The organism is Photobacterium salinisoli (assembly GCF_003614885.1).
GTDB lineage: Bacteria > Pseudomonadota > Gammaproteobacteria > Enterobacterales > Vibrionaceae > Photobacterium > Photobacterium salinisoli.
The window spans coordinates 982,384-1,008,566 of sequence record NZ_QZMS01000011.1 but is presented as its reverse complement, the minus strand read 5'-3'; the positions used below and the strand labels follow the sequence as shown (position 1 = coordinate 1,008,566).

At 46.1% G+C, this 26,183-nt stretch carries 20 protein-coding genes; 2 read left to right on the top strand and 18 right to left on the bottom strand.

Annotation, left to right across the window (positions count from 1 at the left end; genetic code table 11):
- Positions 1-243: 243 nt before the first annotated feature.
- The 18 genes from D6M16_RS15920 to D6M16_RS15835 form a co-directional block, all read right to left on the bottom strand.
- A complete protein-coding gene (locus tag D6M16_RS15920) occupies positions 244-615 on the bottom strand; it encodes a zf-TFIIB domain-containing protein (RefSeq protein ID WP_120512804.1) in 372 nt (123 codons plus the stop codon).
- Positions 616-811: 196 nt separating this feature from the next.
- Positions 812-1,285 (bottom strand): heme-degrading domain-containing protein, encoded by a 474-nt coding sequence (locus tag D6M16_RS15915; protein WP_120512803.1) that lies wholly within the window; start codon positions 1,283-1,285, stop codon positions 812-814.
- A complete protein-coding gene (locus D6M16_RS15910; protein ID WP_120512802.1) occupies positions 1,282-2,322 on the bottom strand; it encodes an oxidoreductase in 1,041 nt (346 codons plus the stop codon). Before D6M16_RS15910 ends, D6M16_RS15915 begins: the two co-directional genes overlap by 4 nt.
- A 1-nt stretch (position 2,323) precedes the next feature.
- The gene (locus D6M16_RS15905) at positions 2,324-3,091 is read right to left on the bottom strand and encodes a DeoR/GlpR family DNA-binding transcription regulator (RefSeq protein ID WP_120512801.1); all 768 of its coding nucleotides are present in this window, start codon (positions 3,089-3,091) and stop codon (positions 2,324-2,326) included.
- 186 nt (positions 3,092-3,277) lie between these two features.
- Entirely contained in the window at positions 3,278-3,916 is a 639-nt protein-coding gene (gene leuE, locus D6M16_RS15900; RefSeq protein WP_120512800.1) for a leucine efflux protein LeuE, read from the bottom strand.
- 122 nt (positions 3,917-4,038) lie between these two features.
- Positions 4,039-4,659, bottom strand: a complete 621-nt coding sequence (locus D6M16_RS15895; RefSeq protein WP_120512799.1) for a LysE family translocator — start codon at positions 4,657-4,659, stop codon at positions 4,039-4,041.
- A gap of 106 nt (positions 4,660-4,765) precedes the next feature.
- Positions 4,766-5,587: an AraC family transcriptional regulator gene (locus D6M16_RS15890; RefSeq protein ID WP_120512798.1), complete on the bottom strand. Its 822-nt coding sequence runs from the start codon at positions 5,585-5,587 to the stop codon at positions 4,766-4,768.
- A 74-nt stretch (positions 5,588-5,661) separates the two neighbouring features.
- On the bottom strand, positions 5,662-6,012 hold the full coding sequence (locus D6M16_RS15885) for a GFA family protein (RefSeq protein ID WP_420812251.1): 351 nt from the start codon (positions 6,010-6,012) through the stop codon (positions 5,662-5,664).
- A gap of 87 nt (positions 6,013-6,099) precedes the next feature.
- Positions 6,100-6,594, bottom strand: coding sequence for a GNAT family N-acetyltransferase (locus tag D6M16_RS15880; RefSeq protein ID WP_120512797.1), 495 nt, complete (start codon positions 6,592-6,594; stop codon positions 6,100-6,102).
- Positions 6,595-6,762: 168 nt separating this feature from the next.
- Entirely contained in the window at positions 6,763-11,478 is a 4,716-nt protein-coding gene (locus D6M16_RS15875) for an OmpA family protein (protein ID WP_162941067.1), read from the bottom strand.
- Positions 11,479-11,492: 14 nt separating this feature from the next.
- Positions 11,493-12,677, bottom strand: coding sequence for a TolB-like translocation protein (locus D6M16_RS15870; RefSeq protein WP_120512795.1), 1,185 nt, complete (start codon positions 12,675-12,677; stop codon positions 11,493-11,495).
- A gap of 9 nt (positions 12,678-12,686) precedes the next feature.
- Positions 12,687-14,030, bottom strand: a complete 1,344-nt coding sequence (locus tag D6M16_RS15865) for a hypothetical protein (protein ID WP_120512794.1) — start codon at positions 14,028-14,030, stop codon at positions 12,687-12,689.
- Between the two features lie 473 nt (positions 14,031-14,503).
- The gene (locus D6M16_RS15860; protein WP_120512793.1) at positions 14,504-15,481 is read right to left on the bottom strand and encodes a hypothetical protein; all 978 of its coding nucleotides are present in this window, start codon (positions 15,479-15,481) and stop codon (positions 14,504-14,506) included.
- On the bottom strand, positions 15,478-16,467 hold the full coding sequence (locus tag D6M16_RS15855; protein WP_120512792.1) for a DUF2169 family type VI secretion system accessory protein: 990 nt from the start codon (positions 16,465-16,467) through the stop codon (positions 15,478-15,480). The genes D6M16_RS15860 and D6M16_RS15855 overlap by 4 nt, the downstream gene beginning before the upstream one ends.
- Positions 16,448-17,782: a hypothetical protein gene (locus tag D6M16_RS15850; protein ID WP_162941066.1), complete on the bottom strand. Its 1,335-nt coding sequence runs from the start codon at positions 17,780-17,782 to the stop codon at positions 16,448-16,450. The genes D6M16_RS15855 and D6M16_RS15850 overlap by 20 nt, the downstream gene beginning before the upstream one ends.
- Before the next feature lie 11 nt (positions 17,783-17,793).
- A complete protein-coding gene (locus D6M16_RS15845) occupies positions 17,794-18,276 on the bottom strand; it encodes a hypothetical protein (RefSeq protein WP_120512790.1) in 483 nt (160 codons plus the stop codon).
- Positions 18,276-20,378 (bottom strand): type VI secretion system Vgr family protein, encoded by a 2,103-nt coding sequence (locus D6M16_RS15840; protein WP_120512789.1) that lies wholly within the window; start codon positions 20,376-20,378, stop codon positions 18,276-18,278. The genes D6M16_RS15845 and D6M16_RS15840 overlap by 1 nt, the downstream gene beginning before the upstream one ends.
- Positions 20,379-20,439: 61 nt before the next feature.
- On the bottom strand, positions 20,440-20,958 hold the full coding sequence (locus tag D6M16_RS15835; RefSeq protein WP_046222587.1) for an Hcp family type VI secretion system effector: 519 nt from the start codon (positions 20,956-20,958) through the stop codon (positions 20,440-20,442).
- Between the two features lie 534 nt (positions 20,959-21,492).
- Here D6M16_RS15835 and tssH point away from each other — a divergent pair.
- Complete coding sequence (gene tssH / locus D6M16_RS15830; protein ID WP_120512788.1) at positions 21,493-24,168, top strand: type VI secretion system ATPase TssH; 2,676 nt, start codon at positions 21,493-21,495, stop codon at positions 24,166-24,168.
- Positions 24,155-25,747 (top strand): sigma 54-interacting transcriptional regulator, encoded by a 1,593-nt coding sequence (locus D6M16_RS15825; RefSeq protein WP_120512787.1) that lies wholly within the window; start codon positions 24,155-24,157, stop codon positions 25,745-25,747. Before tssH ends, D6M16_RS15825 begins: the two co-directional genes overlap by 14 nt.
- The last annotated feature ends 436 nt before the right edge of the window (positions 25,748-26,183 follow it).

Genomic DNA, 26,183 nt, shown 5'->3' with positions numbered 1-26,183 from the left:
AATTGCTTATATGCAAAGTGGAGTTTGGCAGGCTGAGTTTACTTCAGAAAAATAATCTGTCGGTTTGCGAGTTAACAGAAGATTGAATGTAAGTATGTGCAATTGACAGACAATACAATTTGACTCTGCGTGATTATTAACCGCAAGTGCGGCCACGTTTCTGGCTGGACAACCGCGACTGGAGCTGCCCTTACAAGCGCCTTACCATTCGCAGTGTCCTTCTAATCATGCTCTCTATGGCAATTACAGACGCTCTTCAACCAGGAAGCGTTTGAAGAAGTCCGACAAATCGATTTTTGCCAGATCCTTGAACTCTCCGGCATCGTAAAAACGGCCTTTACAGGTCGGGCAGCTCTCAAACCAGATATGAGGCTGTTTCGGGTCGACCAGCCTTAGCAACTTATTGCTTGGACAGACAGGGCATTCGATCTGATCTATACCGTTAAAGGTTTTACCGATCCCGGCATCCCCGATATCGACGGCATCAGCCAGCGGCTTCATTTTTTCGATTTCATACGCATCCAGCCATAAACCTTTGCAAGCGGAACAGCGCTCAATATCACCCAGCGGGGTATTAATATGCTCAAACTTCGAATGACACTTAGGACATTGCATTCGAGACTCCTTTTATTATTGTCTTTAAATTCAGCTGCATACTACATTCATGCCGCAATTGAATAATAGACAATTTGTTTTATATCCTTCTGTTTTGTGATTCTCATGGAAATGTCACCGATTTAGAGCGTCAACGGTATGATGCTCGTCCGGCAACCACCCCAAAAAAAACCGCTCAGGCGAGCGGTTTTCACTGTCACTTTCCCTGTCGGGGCTGGAGAATTTGCTGCAACGCATCCGTCACCAGTTGATGATCTTCTTCCTGGGGTAAGCCAGATACTGTTACCGCGCCCACCAGCCCGCATCCTTGAATGCGCAGCGGAAAAGACCCGCCATGCGCACAGTATTCACGCGCATCGATATGGGGCTGGCTCTCAAACTCACGCTGCTTACAGGCGTTGTACAGTCCAAGGTAAAAAGAGCTTTTACCAAACCGCAGTACGCTGTTGCGTTTACGGCGAATCCAGTCCTGATGATCCGGGTTCGTTCCCGCCATTGCATAGCTAAACAGAATCTGGCCAAACGCGTACACTTCGATCGCGACGGAGGCCTGTTTTACTTCTGCATGGTTTTTTAGCATGGTTCCCAGCGCCCAGGCGGTCTCGTGATTAAACTGCTCAAGCTGCAAATCTGCTTCCTGTTGTACCAAAACGTCCAGTGTCAGGCTCATGCATCCACCTTCATGGTTTGCCCTAACCGGCTGCTTTCCAGCGCCAGTTGAATCAGCTTAATATTCAGCAACGCTTCCTGTGCCGGTACCGGATTCGGTGTGCCGAGGCGAATAGCGTCTGTTACACCGGCAAAGTAATGCTGATAGCCACCCAATTCAGTAGGAATGATTTGCGAGCCGTCTTCCTGATGAAGCTGACCATAATGGGAAGCGTCTTCTGCTGCCCATGCTGGCTGCTCGGGTTTTACGCCGGCTTTCAGGTAATCTTCTTGCGGATCCAGACCATATTTCTCGTATTTACCCAGTGAACCCAGCACTTTAAAGCGCAAATTCGGCTCCGGGCTGTACAGGTTCGAATGCAACTGAACCAGGTGCTCAGGGTACTGAAGGATCAGGTTGTAATAATCAATGGTTTTCGCTCCCGGCCGCATAGCCATACACTGGGCCGTCAGTGCCTGAGGTTTGCCAAACAGTGCCAGGGCCTGATCCAGCAGATGCGGCGCCAGATCAAACAAAATACCGCCACCGTCTTCGGCCATTTCACGCCAGCGCTGACGCACGACGGGGCGAAAACGGTCAAAGTGTGATTCAAAATACTTCACCTCGCCCAGCCTGCCGTCTTCCACCAGCTTTTTCACTGTCAGGAAGTCGCCATCCCAGCGGCGGTTGTGGAAAACACTCAGCACCAACCCTTTTTCTTCGGCTAACGCAATCAGTGCTTCGCCGTCTTCCACTTTGGTGACAAAAGGCTTTTCGACGATGACATGCTTGCCGTTTTCCAGCGCCAGTTTCGCCAGACGGAAGTGAACATCGTTGGGCGCTGTGATGATCACCAGTTCGGCGTCACTGTCGGTCAGCAGGGAATCGGCATCGCTGAAACAGGTCACGGCAGGGTAATCGGCTGTAACCGCCGCTGTCTGGCTGCTGCTGATAGCGGTCAGCACCAGCTCATCCATCGCCTCAATGAAAGGCAGGTGAAAGGTTTTTGCAGAAAAACCGTAGCCAATGACGGCTGTTTTTACCGGAGAATATCGCATATCAAAGCTGTCCTTGTGTGGTGGAAGCCACGATCACTTGAATATCGTGGCTGTCAAAACGTTCGGCGTAAGTGTTTGTAAGTGGTTGGTCGGTGATCAGGACATCAATCCCATCCAGGTCGCAGACATGGTGAAAATTATTCTGGCCCAGTTTGTGCTGCTCGCACACCACAACCACTTGCTGCGCCTGCGCCATCATCGCCTTTTTCAGCGAGGCTTCCTGTTCATTATTGGTCGACAAGCCATGTTCTGATAAAGCACAGACGCCGATAAAAGCTTTATTCACCCTATAGTCAGCCAGCTGCTTTTCGGCCTGATGGCCTAACACGGCGCGGTGGAAAGCATCAAATTTGCCGCCCAGCAAATGCACGGCAACATGAGGGTTGTCCGCAAGTTGCTGCAAAATATCGACGGAGTTCGTAATGACAGTAGCAGGCCGGTGAATGTAGCGCGCCATTAATGTCAGTGTCGTGCTGGTATCGAGTAACAGATGATCATCGGCGTCGATTAGTTGTGCCGCGCACTGAGCAAGCTGTTGCTTGGCTTCACTGATCACTTTACCGGAATAGGGTTCAAGACGGCCCGATACCGAGGCTCTGACTGCGCCGCCACGGATACGCTGGATACCCGGCTGCTGAGTAAGCTTCACCAGATCGCGACGGGCAGAATCGCGCGATACGGTAAATTGCTCGCAGATGTCATTGAGGGTCACCTTACCTTGCTGTTCTATCAGCGAAGTCAGGTGAATAAGGCGTTCTTCCTGGGTCATGCACTCAAAACCACTTAAGTAATTTTAAGTCATTCTGACAGAGACGAATGTAAATGCCAATCAAATACTGTCTCGAGTCATGCGCTGCGGCGCATTCCAGGCGGTACTGGGTGTAATGTTTCAGAGAAGAGCGGGGTAAAAGGTTCAGGAGCTGTCTTCCTGAACCTTGCTTATAACGAATGGCACTTACGCATTCGACATGGCCAGCCGGGCAGCAAAACCGATAAACAACGTGCCCATTAAGGCATTGCCTATCTTCTGCATACTTTTGCTGGCACGCACCAATTGGGTGATATAGGCGCCCGCAATAATCAGCACACTGAGAAAGATCAGGCTGATGATTTCAAGTACCGCCGCCAGAATCAGAAATGGCACCCCAGGGCTGGCGTAGCTCATATCAATAAACTGCACAAAGAAAGACACATAAAACAGAATGGCCTTAGGATTGGTCAGGCTGAGTATCAACGCTTTGCGAAACACCTTTTTACCCTGTAGTGCCGGAGAGATATCTGCCGATTCACGGGATTGAAAAGCACTGTATACAATCTTGCCACCCAGAAATAGCAGATACACCGCGCCAAGATACCGCACCAGGGTAAACAAAATCGGCGTTGTCTGTATCAGGGTGGCAACACCGGCATAGGCACAGAAAATTAAAACGGCATCGCCGATAAACACGCCCGTTGCCGCCAGATAGCCTTGTCTGATCCCCTGTCCCATGCCGGTTTTCAATACAAACAATGAGTTAGGCCCGGGCAGCAGCACAATAAAGATGGCGCCGACCACATAGGCCCAAAAATTCAACACCCCGTATTCCGCAAACATTCCCCCTCCCTCTGAACGACTTCAGACCATACTGATATACCGCAATATATACGTTTTTATATTGTATGCAATCAGAGTATAAAATCGCCTGTTTGGGAATCTGAGCAGCAGGCTTTAAAACATTATGCCCAGTGTTGCCAGATTGGATTATCAACCAGCAGCCAGATGGCGACGATCACCAAGGATGCGAAGTAAATATAGCCTTGTACTTTCTGATTCTTAGTGTCCCCGGCCAGTTTGGCTAACAAGCCGCCGGCCCAGATCCACACCAGATGCATGGAGATATTAAGAATGGCCAGCCACAGCACTAGCACCCACACCGATTGTTCACCGTATTCCTGATACGCTTTTTCTGAAAACAGGGAGAACATAAGCAAGACCAGCAACCAGCCTTTGCTGTTGAGCAATTGAATGATCACGCCATCAAAGAATCCTAAGCGCTTTTGCTGCCCGTTGTGCTCGAGCAGGCTGGTTTTCAGAAAACCGACGGCCAGATAAATAATATAGAGGGCTCCCGCGCACTGCAGTAACTGCAACGTGAGTGGATACTCTTGAATGAGTGCGCCCAGCCCCAGCCCAATCAGTAAAGACTTAATCAAAAACACCGTGTCTATTCCCAGCAGTAATGGCAGTGACCGCCTGACCCCGACACTGGCACCAGAGGCGGCAAACACGATATTGGCCGGCCCCGGACTGAACACTAATGGAAACATCACACCCAACCACAATAATAAGAAACTCATCGGTTTATCTCCGTTTAATTCAACACATGTATTTCCAGCAAATATCAGGAAACTGGAGACAGGTTAAACGTCGCAGAGAGCAGCTTCTTGTATGAAATTGCAGTTGCTAAGGTTGTATCGCGTAATGCTTGGGAGGCACGCCAAAAGCGCGTTTGAAGTTGCGGGTGAAATGGCTTTGATCAAAGAAGCCACAGTTCAGTGCAGTATCGACACAACTGTGACCGTCCAATAACAGTTTTTTCGCTTTCTGTACTTTTGTAAGAAGCAAAAACTGGTGCGGCGTCAGTCCGTAATGAGATTTGAATGCCCGGATGAGTTTAAATTTCGTCAGGCCACTGACAATTTCCAGCTCATCCAGAGTGACATTAGCCTGCCAGTTATCGTGCAGGTAATCCCGGATAACGCCCGTATGCTTCTGAGTATGCCCGATCTTGTCAGCATCACTACCAGCATTGCCGTATTGAGAAAACAACGACTCCAGCGCCACAGTCAGTAAAGAGTGTTTGGTCAGATCAAAACTGGCGGCTTCAAATGCCACATGCAGTTGAAGCAGCAAATCAAACAGTGCCGGATTGTTAATCACAGAGTGGTCGATGACAGGATCAACGGCTTTCTTACTGTCAGCAAAATGCTGTTCTATCATCTCAGGTGCGAAGTAAAACATCCGGTATCGCCATCCGTGTTCACTGCCCGCAAAACCTGTATGCACTTCAGCAGGATTGATAGCGACAATATGGCGCTGAGGCACCACAATATTGCTGCCACGATAAAATAACCCTTCTGCGCCAGCTTCTATCACCCCAATGGCAAGCTCTTCATGCCAGTGACGGGAGAATTCAAACTGAGTAAACGAGGCGGACAGCAGTTCGATACCGGAAAATCGCGCTGGCCGCCAAAGTGTCGAAAATTCCCTGTTTCCTGCTCCCAACGTCGTCCCCTACTTTGAATGATCGGCTCTTGCCTTTACGCAACAAACGACATAATCACATCAGCAAGATCAGATTACAACGACCGGCCATCAAAATGCTTCACCGGAATTGCATCGAGATCGATATCGTCAAGACAACGAATATTGATGGCCGCTATGGCGTTACCCTTCGGGTCAGTTCCTTCCCCATAAGGATGAATGCCACACGTCGGGCAAAACCTGTGCTGAATAACATGCTGGTTAAAGGTGTAAGTACTTGCTGCGCTCTCTGCCGACAGCAGCTTTAATTCACTGCGGGGCACAAACCACAATAACGAACCTTTTCGCTGACAGATAGAGCAGTTGCAAGCCAGTGCTTCCTGAATATCGCCTTCGACCTCAAAAGCGACATTGCCGCAGTGGCAGCTTCCCTGGTATTTCATCATCTTTCTCCCATCGGTTTCCTTTCACGCCAGTGTGACCGCTACCGCTGTTTTGCAATCGGTATCAGTATAGCAGGCTGAAATACGGGATTAGTCAAATCGCTTTTCCATCCAGAGCGAGCTGATGTACTCGCCCTGTTTTCTGGCATAGTCATGAAAAACACCGACCTCACGAAAGCCGAATTTCTGATGCAGCGCCACCGATGCATCGTTCGGCAAAGCAATGCCAGATAAGGCACAGTGCACCGGCTGAGTCGCTAAAGCATCAAGTAAGGTTTTCATTAATGCACTCCCCAAACCCTGCCCCTTCGCATCGGGGTGAAGATAGATGCTCACTTCAACGGTTTCTGCAAAAGCGGCGCTAGGCCGGTAAGGTTGGCTGCAGGCGAACCCCATCACCTGATTGTTTTCCAGGGCAACGAAAAGCTGGTGTGGAGAATCGGACCGAAACTGCGTAAACCACTCATTACGATTACCCAGCGTCATCGGCTCGGTTTCAAATCTGGCGTTCGTGTGCTCAATGTAATGATTAAAAATAGCCGTGATCGAGGGGATATGTGTGAAAGTGCCGGGGAGTATGTACATTGGATATTAGTTAGTGTTGATTATAGAAACATAATTATCAATTAATTTGGATTATGCTACAACTTATTTAATTTTATTTTCCTGGTCTTTACTAAAATTTTAGAACGATTAAAAAAGCTGTATAGCTTAAGCAGTGCTAAACTATACAGCAAATTAGATCTCTATAGATTACTCACCAGACCATTGCTCTAGCATTTTTTCTCGCGAGGAGTTAATGACTGAAAGATCACTTTCGTCTGATTCTATCCAAATCATATGCTGATTAAAATCATGCGGCTCTAGCTTATTGTTATTCAAAAGTTTCGTTTCCTTATTCTTCTTGGCTTCATGCGAGATGTTAATTTTTTTATTCGTCATTAATTGTTCTTTTGACAAATCAACTAATTTTTTATCTCCAGGTTTTATCCATCTTTTAGGAATACCCTGACTCCACGAATCACTTTCTCTCAACCACATCTTAGGAGAGTTCAAACTCTCTAAGCCTGAATTTTCTGCACCTGCCAAATTGATAGAAATCTCAACTTTATTACTTAATGCAGTTTCATACCCAACGACTGGTTTAAGTCCATTTACTGACTGACCCAGAACATTGATATATTTCAGATCAACATCAATTCCATAAATATCGATATCATTATCTAAATCAAAGGCACCAAAGTTGTAAGGTTCATAAGTGCCTGTCACCCATTGACGTAGTTGAGACTGATCAAGACTCTCGAAGTCAGATATAATGCCGCCTGTCAACTTAATATCTTCCTTAATTTGATAGTGATTAGGGATAAATTTATACTTACCCTCATTTTTCACAATTTTTCCAATTCGGAACAATACCTTAAATTCAGCTAGCTTGAGAGCTTTAGTATTACTTACACCGTATCTAGAACCCGTCATGCTTATTTGAGCGCTCACTGGAACTTTATTTTTTTCCGAGTAACGATAATCGTCAAAAATCTTAGTTCCTACACTCGGAGTTGTTACCAAAGTACGTATTTTAACATCTGAATCCCAATTAAAATTTTCTACATCATAGCGCAGAAAATCATCACTGATAAATGGCTGAAAAGAAAAAGAAGCATTTCCATAACTATTTACTGTTGATGCATTTTTCGCACCCTTTTGACTAATCCAGAAGAATAATTTTGGTGAATCAAAAACCTTGGGGTATTTAATTTTATTACCGTTAGATGGATTTTTATCCTCTAAAAACCCCTCTTCATAAAATAAGTGATCTCCAACTACTGTTTTATTGTTAATTTTATATTCTCTTTCAGGATTCAGACTTAATGTAAATTCTGATGCGTCTTCTTCATCATACCAAAAACCACCATCTAAATCTCGATACTGTACCAACTTATCAACATCATCATTTCCTGGAATCGATAAACTATACGTGTAGTTCATAGTAAAATCGACGCCAGAGGAATTACTTCCACTTTGCCCAAAGAGAGATTTTAATGTCGGATGATTGTACCAGGCTATTGGTCGTGTACCCTGGACTTTATAAGCACCGAAATAAAAACTTGGATAAATAAATGTACCGAATATTTTCTTACCGTCTTTAAATTCTATTAATTTTTTCTCATGTTCTGTCAGCTCATTCTCGAAAATCTCTCTGACATACTGCGTATTCTCTGATGCGACTGTATCAAAAATGTCTCCACTATCCCACCAACTAATAGCTGATGCTTTCGCAGTTATAGGTAAGTGAATAATTTGCTCTTCATCTAATGCTTTACTTAGCTTCTCATTCTTTTGATCAACAATTACCAAAATCCGAATGTTATCATAAGGAGATAGTTTAAATGATCTTTCCAATTGATAAAAGTCGTTGAAATTCTTCCACTTTTTATCCCCTGGCTTTCTCGCAGAGATCACAACTTCTTTAAATATATCATTCGTCAGATCTGTTGGTAATTTAACAGTAAACATATCAACAAGACTATCAACTGATTCACTGCCAATACAATGAACTGGGAAATATTTATGATAACTGCTCGACAGTTGTTTCACTTCCTCAATATTTTTCTCATCACCAAAAATAAAATTCTCAAGAGAAGTGACGTAGTATCCTGCTTTTGCAATCAATGCATCAAATGTATCAAATACCATTTCGCCATCATAGTTCACAACATCCAGCCAGTATTCATCCAGATTTAAACTCTCATCGAATATATTATCTATATCCCATTGATCGGCAAGAAGAAATTTATCAATATAACCTTTGATATTGAATTTTTTCTCTATCGATTCCTTATGTTCTGGATTCAAGTGGATTTCCAGTTGGTATCTCTTGAGTAACCTGACGAGCCCATTCAGCGCGAAGGCTCTCTTCAGATAACTTTTCAAGAATGGAATATTGACTTCACCAAATACATTAGTAGCAATCATTTTTTGTGAAAGTGTTGCATCAACTTCACCAAGATTTTTAATCGCATTTTTAAAGGTATTCTCATCCTTGAATAGCTTTTCATATGCAAAATCAGCGACAGTAGAAACAACTTGTCCGGCTGCGATTAAAACACCAGCGGTCGCCATCGCAACCGGAAATGCTGCTGAGAATGCAAGCATCGTCGCATCTACAGTACTACTCGTCGTTTCCCTTAAAGCGTCATTTAGATCTAACTCTGACTTAATCATTTCCTTTCGGGATTTTTCCAGTACAGATAATCCAACTCTGCTGACAGGATAATCATAGATTGCATTAAAGTTTAGTTTTATCTCAACTCTTCTATTTCTCTTACGATTTTCTTCTGAGTCATTAGGAAATAGGTTTTTTGATTCACCATACCCTTTTTCCCAAATAAATATTTCCCATATTCTTTTTTTATCATCAGAGATTGAATCAATAATCGCATCTTTTACCGCGCGAGCCCTCAATATCGATAAATTTAAGTTATAAGATTCACTTCCTCTATCACAGGTAAAGCCAGCGATTTCAATCGGTATTGGATCGGGTAAATTTTCTATCAAACTCGCAAGTTTTTTTAATCCGGTACTAACCTTTGGATCGATTGTATTCAAACTGGCTCTATCAAACTCAAACCAAGTACTTGCCAATTTCAGTGACAAATCGCCCAATACCTCATTCACTGAAATAAAATTTTCATCTCCACCAATTTGGCGTAATTGTGCGTGAATATCTTCCAATATTTTTTGATTTTCTTTTACTTGCGCTGTATCAAGTAAAGCAATTGGCTTTGCTTGGTTCGCTGTCGGAGATTGTATCTTATTAATATAAAAACCTGATTTTAAATTAAACTCCTGATCTTTAATGTCAGACTTTTCAAATTTCTCATACGTATCATATAAATTATAAACCGCCTGGCCAACTGTCATAACATCACCACCTACTTTCAGCGGTTTAGCTAACAGATCAGAATATGAGGTCACTCTAGCATTTGCAACCTTTAAAAATTTTTGAAGCTTCTCCGGGACAGGGATGACATTTATGTCATCAAGCCGATCACCGAATCGATCTTTTAACCACTTTATTGTGGCTGGCTCATTTGCAAACGCTTCAGAAAACTTTCTTATTCTTGGATCTGTGGCAGTTTTCAGTGCATCACCAGATGCTGCGTCAATAAATGTGTTTATTGAATCACCAATTCCCGCAATTGCAATTGCATTGTTAAAAAATTCATCATCTTTACCGTCTTTAATTTTACCAATCAAACTAACTGTTGAAAAAGCAACTTTAGACTTGGCATTCCAAGCAGATTGAGATGTAAAGCTTCCTACAGCACTTTGAAAAATCCCTTTCGATGTATTAAATACATTCTTTAAAAACTCTTGATAGTTTTTACTGATTTCATTTTTATTATTCTCCAATTTATCGTCACTAAAACTTAACCTTTTGATGAGCTCAGTGAAGTATTCAGGGGAATGATTTATCAGCGCTTCTTCAACACTGATTGGATCACCATTTATCAGCGCACTTCTCCCAAGTGCAGTTTTTATTGGCAAATCGAAAACTTTTTCTTTTAAAGAATATCCCTTTCTTAGACTAACATCTAATCTCTCTAATTCACTCATTTTGAATTTTTCGAAACTGATATCAAATCTTGCATAAGCACTTGATATTGATTCAATGTTCACTTCACTTTCTATCCAAAATGTTGCTGTAATACTACTTAGTACTCCACCATCAAGAGTTTTATGTTCGATTGATTTAATTTCAGAAACAGGTTCTAGACTATCTGAGTCAACATCACCTGAAACTGTAATCGTTACAGGAATGTCTTTCAATTTCACTCTGGCTCCAATAAAATTTTCATCAGAAAAAGTAATCACAATAGTGTAAAATTGCGGCACTTCAATAATTCTTAATTTTTCATTCTCTAGTGAGTCATACCAAGAATTATAGGACTTGTAAACCTCATTGCCTACATCTTCATATTTATCAAGCAACTGATCTTTTGATGTGCCAACATCGAGAAATTTTGTCTTTGTGCTAAATGAATGAGATTCGTTTAACTTAATTAAAACTTCTGTCAAGTCTTTCAGCCAGCTATCCCCTTTATTAAGTTTATATAAAGGTACCAATTGACTCGGAAATAACTTAAACTTAACTGTGTAATCTTTACTATAATTTATATCAGTCTTGGGTATTGAGACAATTGACAATTCATTACTATCAAAATTTGAATTTAAGTATGATAATTTCCCAACTTCATCTGTCGAGGCAATAGGAAACTTTGCGTTCACTGTTTGTACGCTGTCACCTTCTCCATTAATTTTTTCTTCTATTAAAGTTTCAGAATCTGGTAATATTAACGTTTCAAAAGGTAACGGCTTGAACTTTGCGTTTTTACATATTTCTCCCTTTCTATTATATAGGCGCCCCATTAAATAAAAACCAGACTGTATCTTTTTTTCTATAGCCATTGACATAACCTTTATTAGTATAGTTGTTTAATCCAAGAATCTTCGTACTTTTCTCTTGAAGGCAATTCAGGAAAATACTCTGAAATATTTAGATCTCCAAATGATTCCTGTGCGCTTAATGGAAGATATAAATCATCATAAACTGTAAATTGATACTCATCACCAAAATCATAGTAATAGTTTATTTTAGTCAATGGTGTGTCTTTAGGTTTTTTGATTATTCTATATAATTCACCATTTTGCATCCCCCACTCACCTAGTTTAATCACTCGAAAACCTAAGCTTTTTCCTACTATCTTCTTAGGAACGTTTGATTCATAGACATTATACTCAAGTTTATTACTATCATACCTACAAGTAAAAAGATTAGAATTCAATCCAAATGTTCCACCATGTTTACATTCATCAGAAAGGTAATTGACTCGCTCAGTTTTATTTAAAATCGGCATATCATTAATCAATTGATCTTTCTCTCTAGGTAATGAATTCAAAAAATCATTTTTATCCTTAATTGTTGAAATAGATTTGTTCTCATTCTCCAATAAAAATAACATATTTCTTTCATCGTCAAAATCATCACCATAGATATCTTTAAGATATTTAAACTCTTCTGATGCAAGTGTTAAGAACCCTATTTCACCTCCGTTGTTTATAAGTGCAACTTTCCCATCATCAGTCCATGATTCAACAAAACATCTGCGTGATGCAAAATTATGCCCTTTTCTTTTTTCAATATCATAGAGGGTGCATCCATAACCGTTTTCATTTGATGTTGAAATAATATACCTTCCATCGGGAGAGCGATTAGGGCCTGTAAAGTAGCCCAGAGGTAGAATGCTCGCACCAAAATCCGAACGTGTTGCAACGAGTTTTACGTCTTTCCCGTCTATTCCCATTGAGTAAAGATCAAAATCTGGAGCTCCATACTTTCTGGCCTTGAATAACACTCTTGGAATCTCATACTCTTCATCCCATACCTCATATTCGATATCATCCGGTATACTTACGTTTATTTTCCATCCAATGATGTCGGCCCTTGTTTTCCAACGTTCGATCTCAATACCTCTAACAATTAAATCCAACTGCTCCTGATAAGCCTTATGATCAGCTATTTTCTCTTTAATCATTTTCCAAGCTGGGAAGGCGATTACACCAACACAAAGCGCCCCAACACTATAAGCCAGTAATTTTTTCTTCATGGTTTAATCCTAAAAATTTGTTGCGTTCAGCCAAAGGTTTCTGAGCTCTTCGATTTTCTTTGCTTCTTCGAAGGACTCTTCTACCATCTCAGCATGTTCAATTTCTTCACATTCGTCTTGATCGTTTGCCAGTTCTTCAAACGGCATTTGCGTAAAAATGAATTCGGCACCATGCGGATCTTTTGGATTCGCAATAAATAACGTGAAACTCCCGTCTTTTGGTAAGCCCGTGAACAAAGCCTGACGCCAACGGGATACTTCTGGGGCACCGCTCGCCTCCATTAACACCGATTGCTTCCAGTCGCTGTTTTCATCTTTCAAAACCGCGTAAATCGGCGGAATCTCACCGAAAACAGAAGAAGCCAGACCCACTTCAACTTTGACAAGGAAACCGTCATTTTTACCGTCCACATACGCCACAGGTGTATTTGAAGATGCATACTGATCAAATACGGCGCACTGCTGAGTCAGCCAGGCCATATCGTCTTCAGTGACCTGATGGAGTTTGACTGACTGAATATCGGCAGTGTGTTCCTGTGGCTCAAACGCCTGGCTATTTGAATACACAGACAGTTCATCCAGTGGTGTTGCAGCAGCATCCAGTTTTGCTGAATCACTTTCCAGTGCTTCTATTTGCTGGTATGTCTTTTGTTTCGGTGAAAACATGAGTTTGACACTATTCTCACCGGCCTGAACTTCACCGGCAATTTTGTAAGGTACCCAGAATTGCGGAAGATCGAACCCATTCGCTTCGCGGTATTCAATGACAGGCTGTTCTTTCTGCCTTTCCTGCTGATCTCTTACACGGTAATATTCGCTATCAATATCTTTGTAATAGCCAAACTCTGTAACTTGCAGCTCGCGCCAGAGTTTACCTTTCCAGAAGACATACAAATAGCCGCCTTTTAATTCCGCGGCTTTTTCTTTGTCTTTGCTGCTGTCCAGATAGGCCAGTGCACGGACAGGGATCAATACCGTTTCCCATTCGTCCATGTCCGCTTCTTTTTCTACCGGCATCAAATTATCGGCCAGTAAGAAAGTCAACGGCTGAGGTAGCCCCTGTAACGGCACGACCATATAGAGTTTTTTAGCTTCATTCTCGAGGGCTTTAAAGGTTGCCAGCGTTCTGTGACCTGTTTTCACATCAGCTATCGGCCGTGTTATTTTCTGATCCTGCATCTCGGTTTTAGCAAGCTGAAAATACGCCCGGTTTCCCTGCCACTGTCCCGCCAGTTCCACCACCAGTTTGTGCTCTGGTACGGGCTCGATGGGTTGGTTGACCACATTGCGGGGCAACGGGGTGATGTCTTCCAGCGGCGTATAATTCGCCTTTACATATCTCACTTTTTTCATTTACTTTTTCTCGTTTTTCTTCGCTTTGGCGAAACTTAACCACGTTAGGCTTGAAGGAAAACAACAGCGAGAAGCTAAACGCTTACCAGCGGCCAACATGAGTGAACCAGGAATAGTGTCCGGGTATGAAAACATCGGACCTTGATTAATTGTTTGTGAGAAGGTGTATCGGGTTGCTGAATCAGCCCATTGTGGCAACACATCATGATGACGCTCTCCGCAGCGAGTATGGGCTTATTCGTACTGTCGGCGACGGTGCGATAACAGAACAACGAATAAGCCCGGCATGGCTCTTTTTTATTCTCGGTTCAGTACTTGAACACACTGGGTACGGTCATCAAGACGTACAGCGGAAAACCCTATCAGATTGAAAACCCTAATCAACTGATTTAATAGCCTCTCTCACCGAAAAATGTCACTTTGAGGCATTGAGCCAAAAATTATTTTCTGTTCCTGCTCATTGAGTTACCGTTTTAAGTGACTGTCGGGCCCTGTTCCGACAAGGTTAACGTCATCATTGCCCGACTGTCATTTGCCCCGAAAAGGAAAAGACTGCGCACACGCTGGCTATCGGAGTGGTGCAGCGCTAATGCCAGAGTGGCAAACAATGAGGCTTCGCCTAAATACCCCCACAGGCTGTGACTGAGCACAAGCTGTTCGGGGTTGGTCAGCCGTTCACCTCGGGCACCAATAGCAAAACCGTACTCTTCATTTTGTGATCTCAGGTTGGTCATATCACTGAACAGCAAGCCAAAGTCATCCACGGCTTTACTTTGTTTTCGCAGGGCACTGGACATCAGCTGCTCGCCCGCACCCTGCTCACAGTGCCAGCTGTCCAGCCTTGCCTGCGGGGTTAATTTCAATGCTTCTACCATACTGCGCGATGCCAGTACGGCCCCTGCTGCGCCCTCGCTGGCGATCACTCCCCAAGGGTGCCGGGAGGTCTGCAGTAAATTACGCTGTGAAAGTGTATCCAGTGCCGATATTGGGTAATCCACAGAAATCGCCATCACCACTTCTTCTTCGTTCAGGCTTTTTAACACATCAGAAAAATGCGTATGTTCTGTGTGGTGACTCAGCACCACCCGGCCAAGCACCTTTTCTAAGCCGCTATCAGGACGCCAGGTTTGATACCAGTTATCCAGTTGCTGCTGCGTGATGGTTTGCGGCATACGCACATAAACCGGCACTGGCGGCAGGCTGCCCGGCAGGTTCACCGCCAGTTGGGTCACCAGCAGAGCCAGCATGGCAAAGTATTTATCGGCAGTGTTTTCTTCAGCGTCCAGATAGGTGATTGGCGCTACCGTCGCTTTGCTGTCTTCATCTGATATTGGCCGGGTCTCGTACATGTCTAAATCTGCCTGCGCCACGGCAACAGAAATATCCAGGTTGAAACCCGCCGCGGTGACGGCATCTGCGCAAAGAATGTAACGAGCAGTGGATAAACTCATACAGCAGCCTTTTGTTCAGAAATAACAGTATTGACTAAGTCAGCCTCCTGTCCCTGGCAAGGAAAAGCCGCCGACCAGGTAGCCGTGATCAGCAAGGCATCGGCATCGACGGATAACGTATGCAGCGCCATGGTTTGCTGACGCTGTTGACTGCCAAACGCCGCATCGGCGACAAAGGTGCGTCGCGGTAACGTAAAGTACAGCGTCTCTTCATGACTGAAACCAGACACTATGATGCGTTCGCCACCTGCCAGTAACCCTTTTGTCTGCTGATCACTCGGTGCTGACTGGTAAAACGCCGTTGAAAAATCAACAGGATAGAGCGGTCGACGTTCTTCTGACCATTTTTCATCAAACGTACCCGCCAGACGGGCACGCGCCGCATCAAAGACGGCCAGCGGACCGAAACCGGCAGGCAGCACCTTTGCGGTATCTGGCTGCCAGTCCTGTTTTGCATAGAACACCGAAGGCACAGGCTGGGTCAGCAAATCCATCGTTTTGTTCGCAACCCCACAGCCAATCCGGTTGCGGGGATCGTCTCCCCCCAAAGCGTGGGCATAAGATACCGGACGCTCGATAAATGGTGCGGGGACGGTGACATCCACCTGACCGGCTTGGGTGATCCATTGACGTTCACCCACCACCGTCAGGGTTTTATCGATATGTTCTTCAACCAGCAAACGGCACTGCACACGGGTGACGGGTTTCTTACCGAGACTTCGTGCGTGTCCTTTCACCAGCACGTCTGTATTGGCTTTACTGACGGCAAAGTCCTGATCCGCCACCATGGCTGAGAATCCAGGATCCCCCTCAAACACAGGGGTTGAATAGATCTCTGGCTGCGTCTGTACCGGATGCCACTGGCCTTCATACTGCTGCCAGCCGGTTTTTAAACACACTACCCATACCGTCTGTCCGTTATGATCACGTACAAACTGCCCTTTCATGGCATAAGGTAAATTAGATTCAACGTCCCACAGCTGCATCACGCATCCTCTGGTTATACCGCTCCGATGCAGTACTGTTTTTAGAAAGTGTATGAATGGCCCGCCGTTGTTTTGCCGGCCAGCTCATTGGATCATAAGGCACATAAATGCCGCCATTGAGGCATAAATCCCGCCAGACCCAGGTACGAAACAAGGCAGGCATAGACGCGCTTTTCAGCACATCGATACTGGTGGCATAACTCAGCGACCCGCCCATTCTCATCATGGGAGACAAGGCCAATGGTTTGTCATTCCACCAAGGTTCAAGAATGTCGGCAGCTTGTTGTGCGTCATATACCACACCCAGATCATGGGTGTTAACCGGCAGCTGATCGCCCAGAATTAGCATCAACGCCTGCAAGTAACATTCAGCCTGATTGTCATCTTCCGACTGTCTGAGCTGAGCGATCATAGGCATCACTGAGTCAGGATCACCGGACAGCGCCGCTTTCAGATAAGCGTGTTTGTCATTCGCGAAATCGGGCAGCGTGAACGATTCAGGTAAGCGATTCAAAATGGCGTATTCATCCACCTGCTGAAAAGCGTCTTTCTGGGGCAGGATTTCACCACGAAGCCAGGCCACTTTGTCTTTGCGGATCAGTAAATGGGTAAATAAGGATTGAGCTGGATCGCCATGTTCAATCACCCAGTTAATGCCGGCTTCGTGTCCTGAACAGGCCAGCTGATGCCGGGCCATACGGCTCACTTTCGCAGAGCCATCCCGGATACACTTTGTGGCGAACTCTGCATTCAGTTCATGACGGCGCACCAAAGCCCGCATGGCCAGTTCCGACTGTGGGATCTGGCTGATGGCCGCGGACTGCAAGGTCTCAATAAGCTGTGTTGATGTCGCCAGAGATACCGTATCCAGCCACATCTGTGCCTGCAGTTTGTCGGCCAGCAGCAATGACAATTTCCCCGCAGTCGGCTCAAGCCGATCAATCTCTGCTGAGCTCAGCACCCACAGCAGCACTTGAGGATGGGTATCGGCCAACGGGTATACATAACCAGGTTCAACCCGAAAAAGCGCCACAAACACCGCCATCAACCGAGCCAGTTTCTTGTTCAGCAAGTGGTAATAACGGCTGTCACTATCAGGCAACCCGGTGTCCAGTGCACGATGACGCTGAGCCAGCAAGAAGCGCACTGCTTCGGCAGCACTATCCGCTTTCTCTCGTGCAAAACGCTGTATACCCGGTGCTGAGGCTTCAGCGCGCTCAACCGCCTGCTTCATCGCCGCGGCCAACTGCTGCAGATCCTCTTCCGTAAGAATGCTAAAACCTGACACTTCAGGCTTAATCTGGCTGATCATCATGTTGGCGCCCATCAGTTAATCGCTATTATTGCACCCTGAATTTTCTGAGATTTTTCTGCCTGGCTGTTGATATATTTGGCTTCCGTCGTTATCCGGCTGTTTTTTCCGTCGTATTGCGTCTTGGCATCGCGACTGGCAACAATCAACTGCTCTTCAGCTTCAATGCGGATATTTTTCGCTTTCAGCACCAACTCATCACGCTGTTCAATCAACGAAAAGAAAATGTCCGTGACCAGAGGCAAATTCGGATCATTACCAATGAATTCAATGCGACACGACAGGGCATTCTGTGCAGCCAGCTCAAGCTCAACCCGGTTAAACTGGCGACCAAGCCTGGCAGCCAGACCGGATGGCATATCGCAGCCATCGAAAGTGACACGAACACTGTCCCCTTCAATCGCCAGAATATGGCCGAAACGGGCATGTAAAGGAGCCGGGGATTCCCCGGCTTCTGATTCAATCATTAAATGGCTTTGTGTCTGCTGCTTTTGCATTAGTTCACCGATACTTTTCCGCCCTGAACAACCACTTTATCTGAACCGTTTATAGAGATAGACGTACCTGTGATCTGGATAGAACCGTCACTGTTGAGCACCAGTTGTGACTGGCCGGCTTTGAGTACGATCTTGTCTTTACTGATGATCTGAGTGGTACTCTTCGAATCAGAGGTAATATTTCCCGTCACAGTAAGTGTCGAATTCCCCTCAACAGTGAGGTTATCGTCTTTTGTCACCTGGCTTTGTCGCGCTCCGGTTACTGACAAAGTCTGATTACCCGTGATATCCAGTTCGTCATTCTTGCCGATTGTCGTGGTACGGTTTTCATTCACAGCCAGTTTGGCATTCTTCACAACAGTCACGCTTTCATTACTGTTGTATGTCACTGTGACGTCGCCATCCACAGTCTCTGTAAAGGTGCCGTTGACTTCAGTGGTTTTTGTTCCTTTGATCAGTTCTTGCTGATTCTGACCAATCTCGTTGGTTTTATGTCGTGCGACTGTCAGCAGATCATCGTTACCAATATCTTCAAAACGGTCATTCAGCACTTTCACCGACATGTCTTTCTGCGCACGCAGATACAACTCTTCATGATTGGTTTCATCATCCAGACTGATCTCGTTGTACCCTTCTCCTTTATGCGTTTTAGAACGCAAGGTGGTGCGGGTTTTCTTGAGCGGCAAATCATAAGGCGGTAGATGCAGACCGTTATAAACCGACCCGGTTACCAAAGGTTGATCCGGATCACCTTCCAGGAAGCTGACCACCACTTCGTGCCCGATACGCGGCAGGAAAACAGCGCCCCAGTTCGGCCCGGCCAGACTCTGGCTGACCCGTACCCAGCAGCTTGAGTGTTCATCCGACGCACCCAGTCGATCCCAATGGAACTGGATCTTGATGCGGCCCAGGTTGTCGGTATAGATTTCTTCGTTCGCCGGACCTACTACTACAGCGGTTTGCGGGCCTTCCACAACAGGCGACGGTAAGGCTGGAGCCCGGTACGTCATATCCGCAGGGAATGCGATCACTTCATTGTGATAAGTCGTTGGATCATCCCCGGCTTCTTCCGCGTGAGCCTGCGGATCGCTGCCTTCGTGCTTCACTTCCAGCAGGATGAAATCACGGTTCAGAGACTGGCGCGGATGACGTTCCATCTGGAAGCTGTAACCTGGGATCAAACGCATGACACAGGTTGTCGCTTTCAGCTCAGTGCCGGAAATCTTATGGGCCGACAGGCGGTAATCAGACTGCAACTTACCCTGAGGTTGCTGACCGTAACGTCCCGGATAACGGTATATGGCCAGATCGGTATAAACCTCGGCTTCATCCGATTCAGGAACATCCGCCATCAGACGGGTTTTAGGCGTTAAGTAGTTATAGTCGTTTTGTGAAACCGCCCCGGTGTGAACACGGGTGGCAAAATCGGCTTCAAAAATATGCTCGCGATCCGGCACCCCGCCCGAGTCGGCATGATACAGAATAGGCGTTTGCTCCGCGCCGGGAATCAAGGTGGCGTTTTCGGCAGTACTGGGCAGCGCGTTGACAAGCTCATTCTTATCAACAATCACCAGTTCATGGCCGCTGTGGGTATGATCGAAGTAATACCACAGGCCATGCTGGGACATCAGACGATGGATAAATTCCAGATCCGTCTCGTGGTACTGCAGGATATACTCCTGCTTCTCGCCTGCATCAGCAAGCATACGCACCGCTGTGACGCCGGCTTCTTCCAGCACCGCTTCGATGATTTCATTGATCGTTTGATCCTGAAAAATACGGCAGTCCTGCCGCTGGGTCAGAAACCAGAGATCGGGCACCAGCTTTAATTCATAGCGGCTGAACTGGCGACCAGTGCCCAGAAAACGGACTTCACTGACTGTGCCGTGGAAAACACGGGACACACCGCTTCCCTGACCAAAAAGTTGCAGCACCCCTGCCTTACGGATAACGTCCTCAAAAGCAATATCTGCATCACGTGAAAGCAATGTGACGTTAATTTCAAAAGGTTGAAACAGACGCTCGGTGATCTTAAATTCTTCAACACGGAATTCGTGTTCTGTTTCTTCGATAGAGAACGAAAATTGAACCGGATTACTCATTACTTTTACCTGATACAACTATGACAAAAGGGGCCTGAACCGGCCCCATGAATCGGCGTTATTACGCTTCGCGCGGCGTACGCCAGTCGTCGTTACCTGCGGTACCACAAACTTCGTGGGTCACTTCAATGGCGCGGTAAGTCAGTTTCAGTACTTCTTCAACCACACGGTCAGAAGTTGATGCATCCTGGCAGTGAGCCATACGAGTTTGCATATCAACCAGCAGCGCATCGATCAGTTTGATGGTGTAGTAATGCTCTTGCTTGCCTTGCGTCGAAGTGCGGTAGAAGTTGATGTAAGCTTCTGGCAGCTTCTCACCACTTACCAGGGCGTTGAACAGCAATGGAGAAGTACGGTCTTGCTGCTTAGTCACGATAATTGGACGGTGAACACGCTGACCTGTTGGCTGACCGCTTTGTGGGTCACGGGGAACAGTCAGAACATGATCCAGTTCCTGAACCAGAAATTCGTCAACGTGCGCTTCCTGCCAAGTGTTACCTACAGAATCTGCAGTGTAAGCATCTTTAGTAATGTGGCCCTGAGTTTCACCATGAATAGACATATAAGCTGGAGTTGGCATAATCACTTTCCCTTAAATTTTAGTAATTTCGATAAGTAGAACATAACGCTGTTCTTTGCGATGATTGATATATTGCAACCACCGTGCCAACTTTTAAATTACCTTAAAAACAACGGCTTACGATTTTTGGTGAACTTTAAACTCATTTTTGTTGCCAACTTTTTGGAAAATTTTCTAATTTTTTGTTTTTTAAACCCGAAATTTGCAGCAACTATTTTCACATCCCTATTTTTCTTTTAACTGTCTTTCTTCTTTTTATATAAGCGCCAATTTATCTGGCCAGCTCTCGCTTATTTAGTGAATTCTTAAACCTCTGCCACATTTTTCGACATCCGTTAAATTGCCTGCCTTTACTGTGTTTTTTCCTATTAAAAAGCTCATAGTGAAACCCCTTAATACAATGCACCTATGCTAATTGCCACCAAGTATTAAAATAGTCACTAATACAGCGACTTATCGCACTGGCTTCGGCCATCGGGCTTTTTAAAATCTGATTATAATCCGGGCTTTACCTGATTCGAATTTGATGGGCCTATGATTAACGTAAATTTAGCTTCTCTGATTCAACGTCTGCATCCTATTGCGAAAGTCGCACTTGAAGATGCAGCCGCACTCGCTGTTTCTGAGCGTTCAACGGAAGTATCGATTGAGCATTACCTGCTTAGTCTGCTTGAACGTCCAAACAGTGATTTCGACTTAATTCTGGCAAGTTTTGACTGCTCCGAAAATTTAATTCGCCAGTCTCTGAATGCTTCACTGCAGCGCAGTGACAAATCCGCCAGTGGTAAACCTGTCTTTTCTGCCCTGCTGATTGAGTGGCTGCAGGAAACCTGGCTGATGTCATCCATTGACTTAGGGCAGCAACAAATCCGAACCGGGGCATTACTGCTTACACTGGTTAAGAACCCGATGCGTTACGGCCAGCATGATATTCAAAGCTTGTTTGAACCGATCAACAGCGAAACCCTGAAACGAAACTTTGATCAGTTCACCGCAGATTCTATTGAAGCGCAGGTTGCCAATACTGAGAGCAGTGATCCGCGTCAGGAAGGCACAGCGTTAAGCAAATTCACTATAGATTTCACCGGAAAAGCCCGTGAAGGTAAAATCGACCCTGTGTTTTGTCGCGACCGTGAAATTCGCCAGATCATCGATATTCTCGCCCGTCGCCGTAAAAATAATCCCATTGCTGTCGGTGAACCGGGTGTCGGCAAAACCGCTGTGGTAGAAGGCCTGGCACTAAAAATTGTCGAAGGCGATGTGCCGGATATCCTGAAAGGTGTTGAATTGTTCGGCCTGGATATGGGTCTGTTGCAAGCCGGTGCCAGCGTAAAAGGTGAGTTCGAAAAGCGCCTGAATGGTGTTCTTGATGAAGTTAAAAACTCACCGACGCCCATTATTCTTTTCATAGATGAAGCCCATACACTGGTTGGCGGCGGTAATCAGGCCGGCGGCAGTGACGCGGCTAACCTGCTCAAACCTGCGCTGGCGCGGGGTGAAGTGAAAACTATCGCGGCGACCACCTGGTCAGAATACAAAAAATACTTTGAAAAAGATCCTGCGCTGGCCCGCCGCTTCCAATTGGTGAAGCTAGACGAGCCTTCACCGAAAGAGGCTGCGTTGATCATTCGCGGCCTGCGTCCGGCTTATGAAAAAGCCCACAATATTTATGTGCGTGATGATGCCATCGCCTGTGCGGCCGAGCTGTCTTCTCGCTATATCTCAGGTCGTCAGCTGCCGGACAAAGCCATTGATGTGCTCGATACCGCTTGTGCCCGCGTCAATATCAGCCTGCGAGCAACCCCCGCTCCGGTTGAAAGCATGCAACAGCAAATTGCCTCGCTGAACCGGGAACTGGAAGGTCTGAAGCGCGACGAACTGCAACAAACCGGCGATAAGAAAAGCGCTTCCCTTATCCCGCAGATTGAAAACCAGATCACTGATTTAAAAGAAGAACTGACGGCACTGACAGCCCAGTGGCATCAGGAAAAATCTCTTATCAATGAAATGATCAGCCTGCGCCAGAAGCTGCACATCGCCACTGGCGAAGCCGAAGAAACCGCTTCTGCTGAAGAGGAAGCAGATAGCAATGCAGAAAATAGCAACGCAGCAGATATGGATGAAGCCTCGATTCGCGCTGCCATTCTGCGCTGTCAGGAAGCGCTCGATGCCTGCCGCACAGACCAAGTACTGGTTCACTTTGAAGTTGGCCCCGAAGAAATCAGCCAGGTCATCGCAGACTGGACTGGCGTTCCTGTCGGTAAGGTATTAAAAGACGAGTCTTCGTCGGTGCTGCAATTAGATGAGTCACTCGGAAGCGTGATCAAGGGCCAGCCGTTTGCGATCAGCTCGCTCAGTGAAGGCATCCGCGCCGCCAAAGCCGGATTGATGAATCCGGATGCTCCTATGGGCGTCTTCCTGCTGGTCGGACCGAGTGGTGTGGGTAAAACAGAAACGGCCCGCGTCATTGCGGATCAGCTGTTCGGTGGCGACCGCTTTATGACCACCATCAACATGTCGGAGTTTCAGGAAAAGCACACCGTTTCGCGTCTGATCGGTTCGCCGCCGGGTTATGTGGGTTACGGTGAAGGCGGTATGCTGACTGAAGCTGTCCGTCAACGTCCGTATTCTGTGGTGCTGCTGGATGAAGTGGAAAAAGCCGATCCGGAAGTCATGAACCTGTTTTATCAGGTCTTCGACAAGGGCACACTGAACGACGGCGAAGGCCGGGCGATTGATTTCAAAAATACCCTGATTCTGATGACCAGTAACCTGGCGACGCAGGAAATCGAAGCGCTGACTCAGCAAAGCGATGACATCACCGCGCCACAAATTGCTGATGCCATCCGCCCGACACTGAACCGCTATTTCAAGCCGGCACTGCTGGCCCGCATGAACGTGATCCCTTATCTGCCACTGGCCGATGACGCGATGACCGACATTATTCAGCACAAGCTGGGCAAACTGGGCGCCCGCCTGAAAGCCAATCATGATCTGACGCTGGCCTTTGAACAGGATCTGGTCGACTTTGTGCTGGGCCATTGCCGACTGAGCGAAACCGGTGCGCGTAATATCGATGCCGTGATCAACCGTCAGCTTCTGCCTCAGCTCTCCAATGAACTGCTGGGGCATCAGGGTGAAGAAAGTATTCACACCACACTGACAGTTTCTGTTGATGAACAAGGATCTATCGAGTATGCCTTCAGTTAATTCTGGAGAACTCAATAACCTGTTACTGGCAATCAGTCAGACATTGTCAGACCGTACACAGCTGGCGTCCACCATGGACGCCATTCTGGCCGCGGCACGGCAACTGACTCAGGCGAAGCACGGCATTATGTACGTGCTGGACCAAACCGGGCAGGCATTAGTTCCCCTCAGCGTACACAAAAATGAGCAAACCATTATTGACCATATCTGGCTGCCCATGCAGCTGGATATGCTCAAAGACAATGACCCTTTTGGTTATGCCATCACTTCAGGTGAGATCGTCCTGATCAACGATCTGTACACCTATTCCGGCTATAACTGTGATCTGATTTATCAGAATGAAGCCGCCATGGGTCTGCACAGTACGAATCTGCTGGCCTGGCCGCTGAAAGATCACCAGAACCTTACCGTTGGATTACTGGTGTTGTTCGACTTGTGTCTGATCGACGATGAACAGTCGCTGTCTGTCTTTACCAAACTGGCTGGCACCAGTATTCGTCAGGCTACCCTGCTGGATACTTACCACACCAGCCTGCGCAATTTAGAAGCCGACAATGCAGCGCTTAACCGCGAAAATCAGCAACTGAAAGCCCGTAAAAAGCCCAACTATGATGGGCCAATTGCAGAAAGCGAGCCAATGCGTCAGGTACTTGAGCGGCTGCAACGCATTCTGACCTTACCGGTTGATGTACTGCTGCGAGGTGAAACCGGCGCTGGCAAGGAAGTAATTGCCCGCTATATTCACGACAATTCCAATCGCTCAGATAAGCCCTTTATCGCGCAGAACTGTGCGGCTATTCCGGAGCAATTACTCGAGTCGGAGCTGTTTGGCCACAAAAAAGGCGCCTTTACCGGGGCCGATAAAGACAAAATCGGGCTCTTTGAAGCGGCCGATGGCGGCACACTGTTTCTTGATGAAATTGGTGATATGCCTCTGCTGCTCCAGGCCAAGCTGCTGCGCGTGCTGCAGGAGCGTAAATTCCGCGCCATTGGCACCAGTGAAGAACGCAGTATTGATGTTCGTGTGGTTGCGGCAACGCACTGTAATCTGATGGATAAAATCCAGAAAGCAGAATTTCGCGCCGATCTGTTTTACCGGCTGAATGTCTTCCCGATTAATCTGCCGCCACTGCGTGAACGACAGGATGACATTCTGCCACTGGCAGAGCATTTCATTGCCCATACCAGCCAGAAAATGCAACTGGACAGCGAACCTGTGCTGAGCAAAAAAGCCCGCAAGCAACTGCTGGAGTACAGCTTTCCGGGTAATGTGCGGGAGCTGAGAAATGTCATAGAGCGGGCGGTTTTGCTGTCGGATTTTGAAACTGTAGACGCGCTTGAGCTGGGCGAAGCGGATACCTTTATTCCCGCAGATATCCCCGAAGAAACGATTTTTGAGGTTGAATTACCCGAGATTGACGCCGGCTCATTAAAAGATTCGGTCAATCAGTACGAGCGGGATGTCATTATCAAAACCCTGGAGCGCTTTAACTGGCAGACCCGAAAAGCCGCTGAATCTCTTGCTGTCCCTCTGAGTACGCTCAATCATAAAATCAAGAAGTATGAGATTTTGCCTTAGCCTTCACGTTTCTCCCTCTGTGTTGAGGGAGAATACTTGCGTAGCCAACCAAAGCATTACCCCGCCAACATAATCTCCATTCATTATTCGTTCAATTCATTTGACCTATTTCTGTTTCTATCACCCACGTCAGATGCTTCAGTAAAGCCCAGTTTATTGTGGTAAAAATAGCTTTATTAATAACTTATAGGCCGTACTGGCTTCCCCTGATGAAACAGTCGATGAACCTGACGCAGTACTGAATTATCCGGTTGAAATTGGCGCTTCATAATAATCATTATCAGCATATGCATGACCAGAAAATGCAATGATCAGTGAGGCGAGCAGCGTTTTTTTATTCATTTTTCATCTCTTCGAATATGTAAAACCAATATGCGCAATAGTGTATATATTCATGGTCAGATGACTTCAATACACCAAGACGCACATTTGGTTT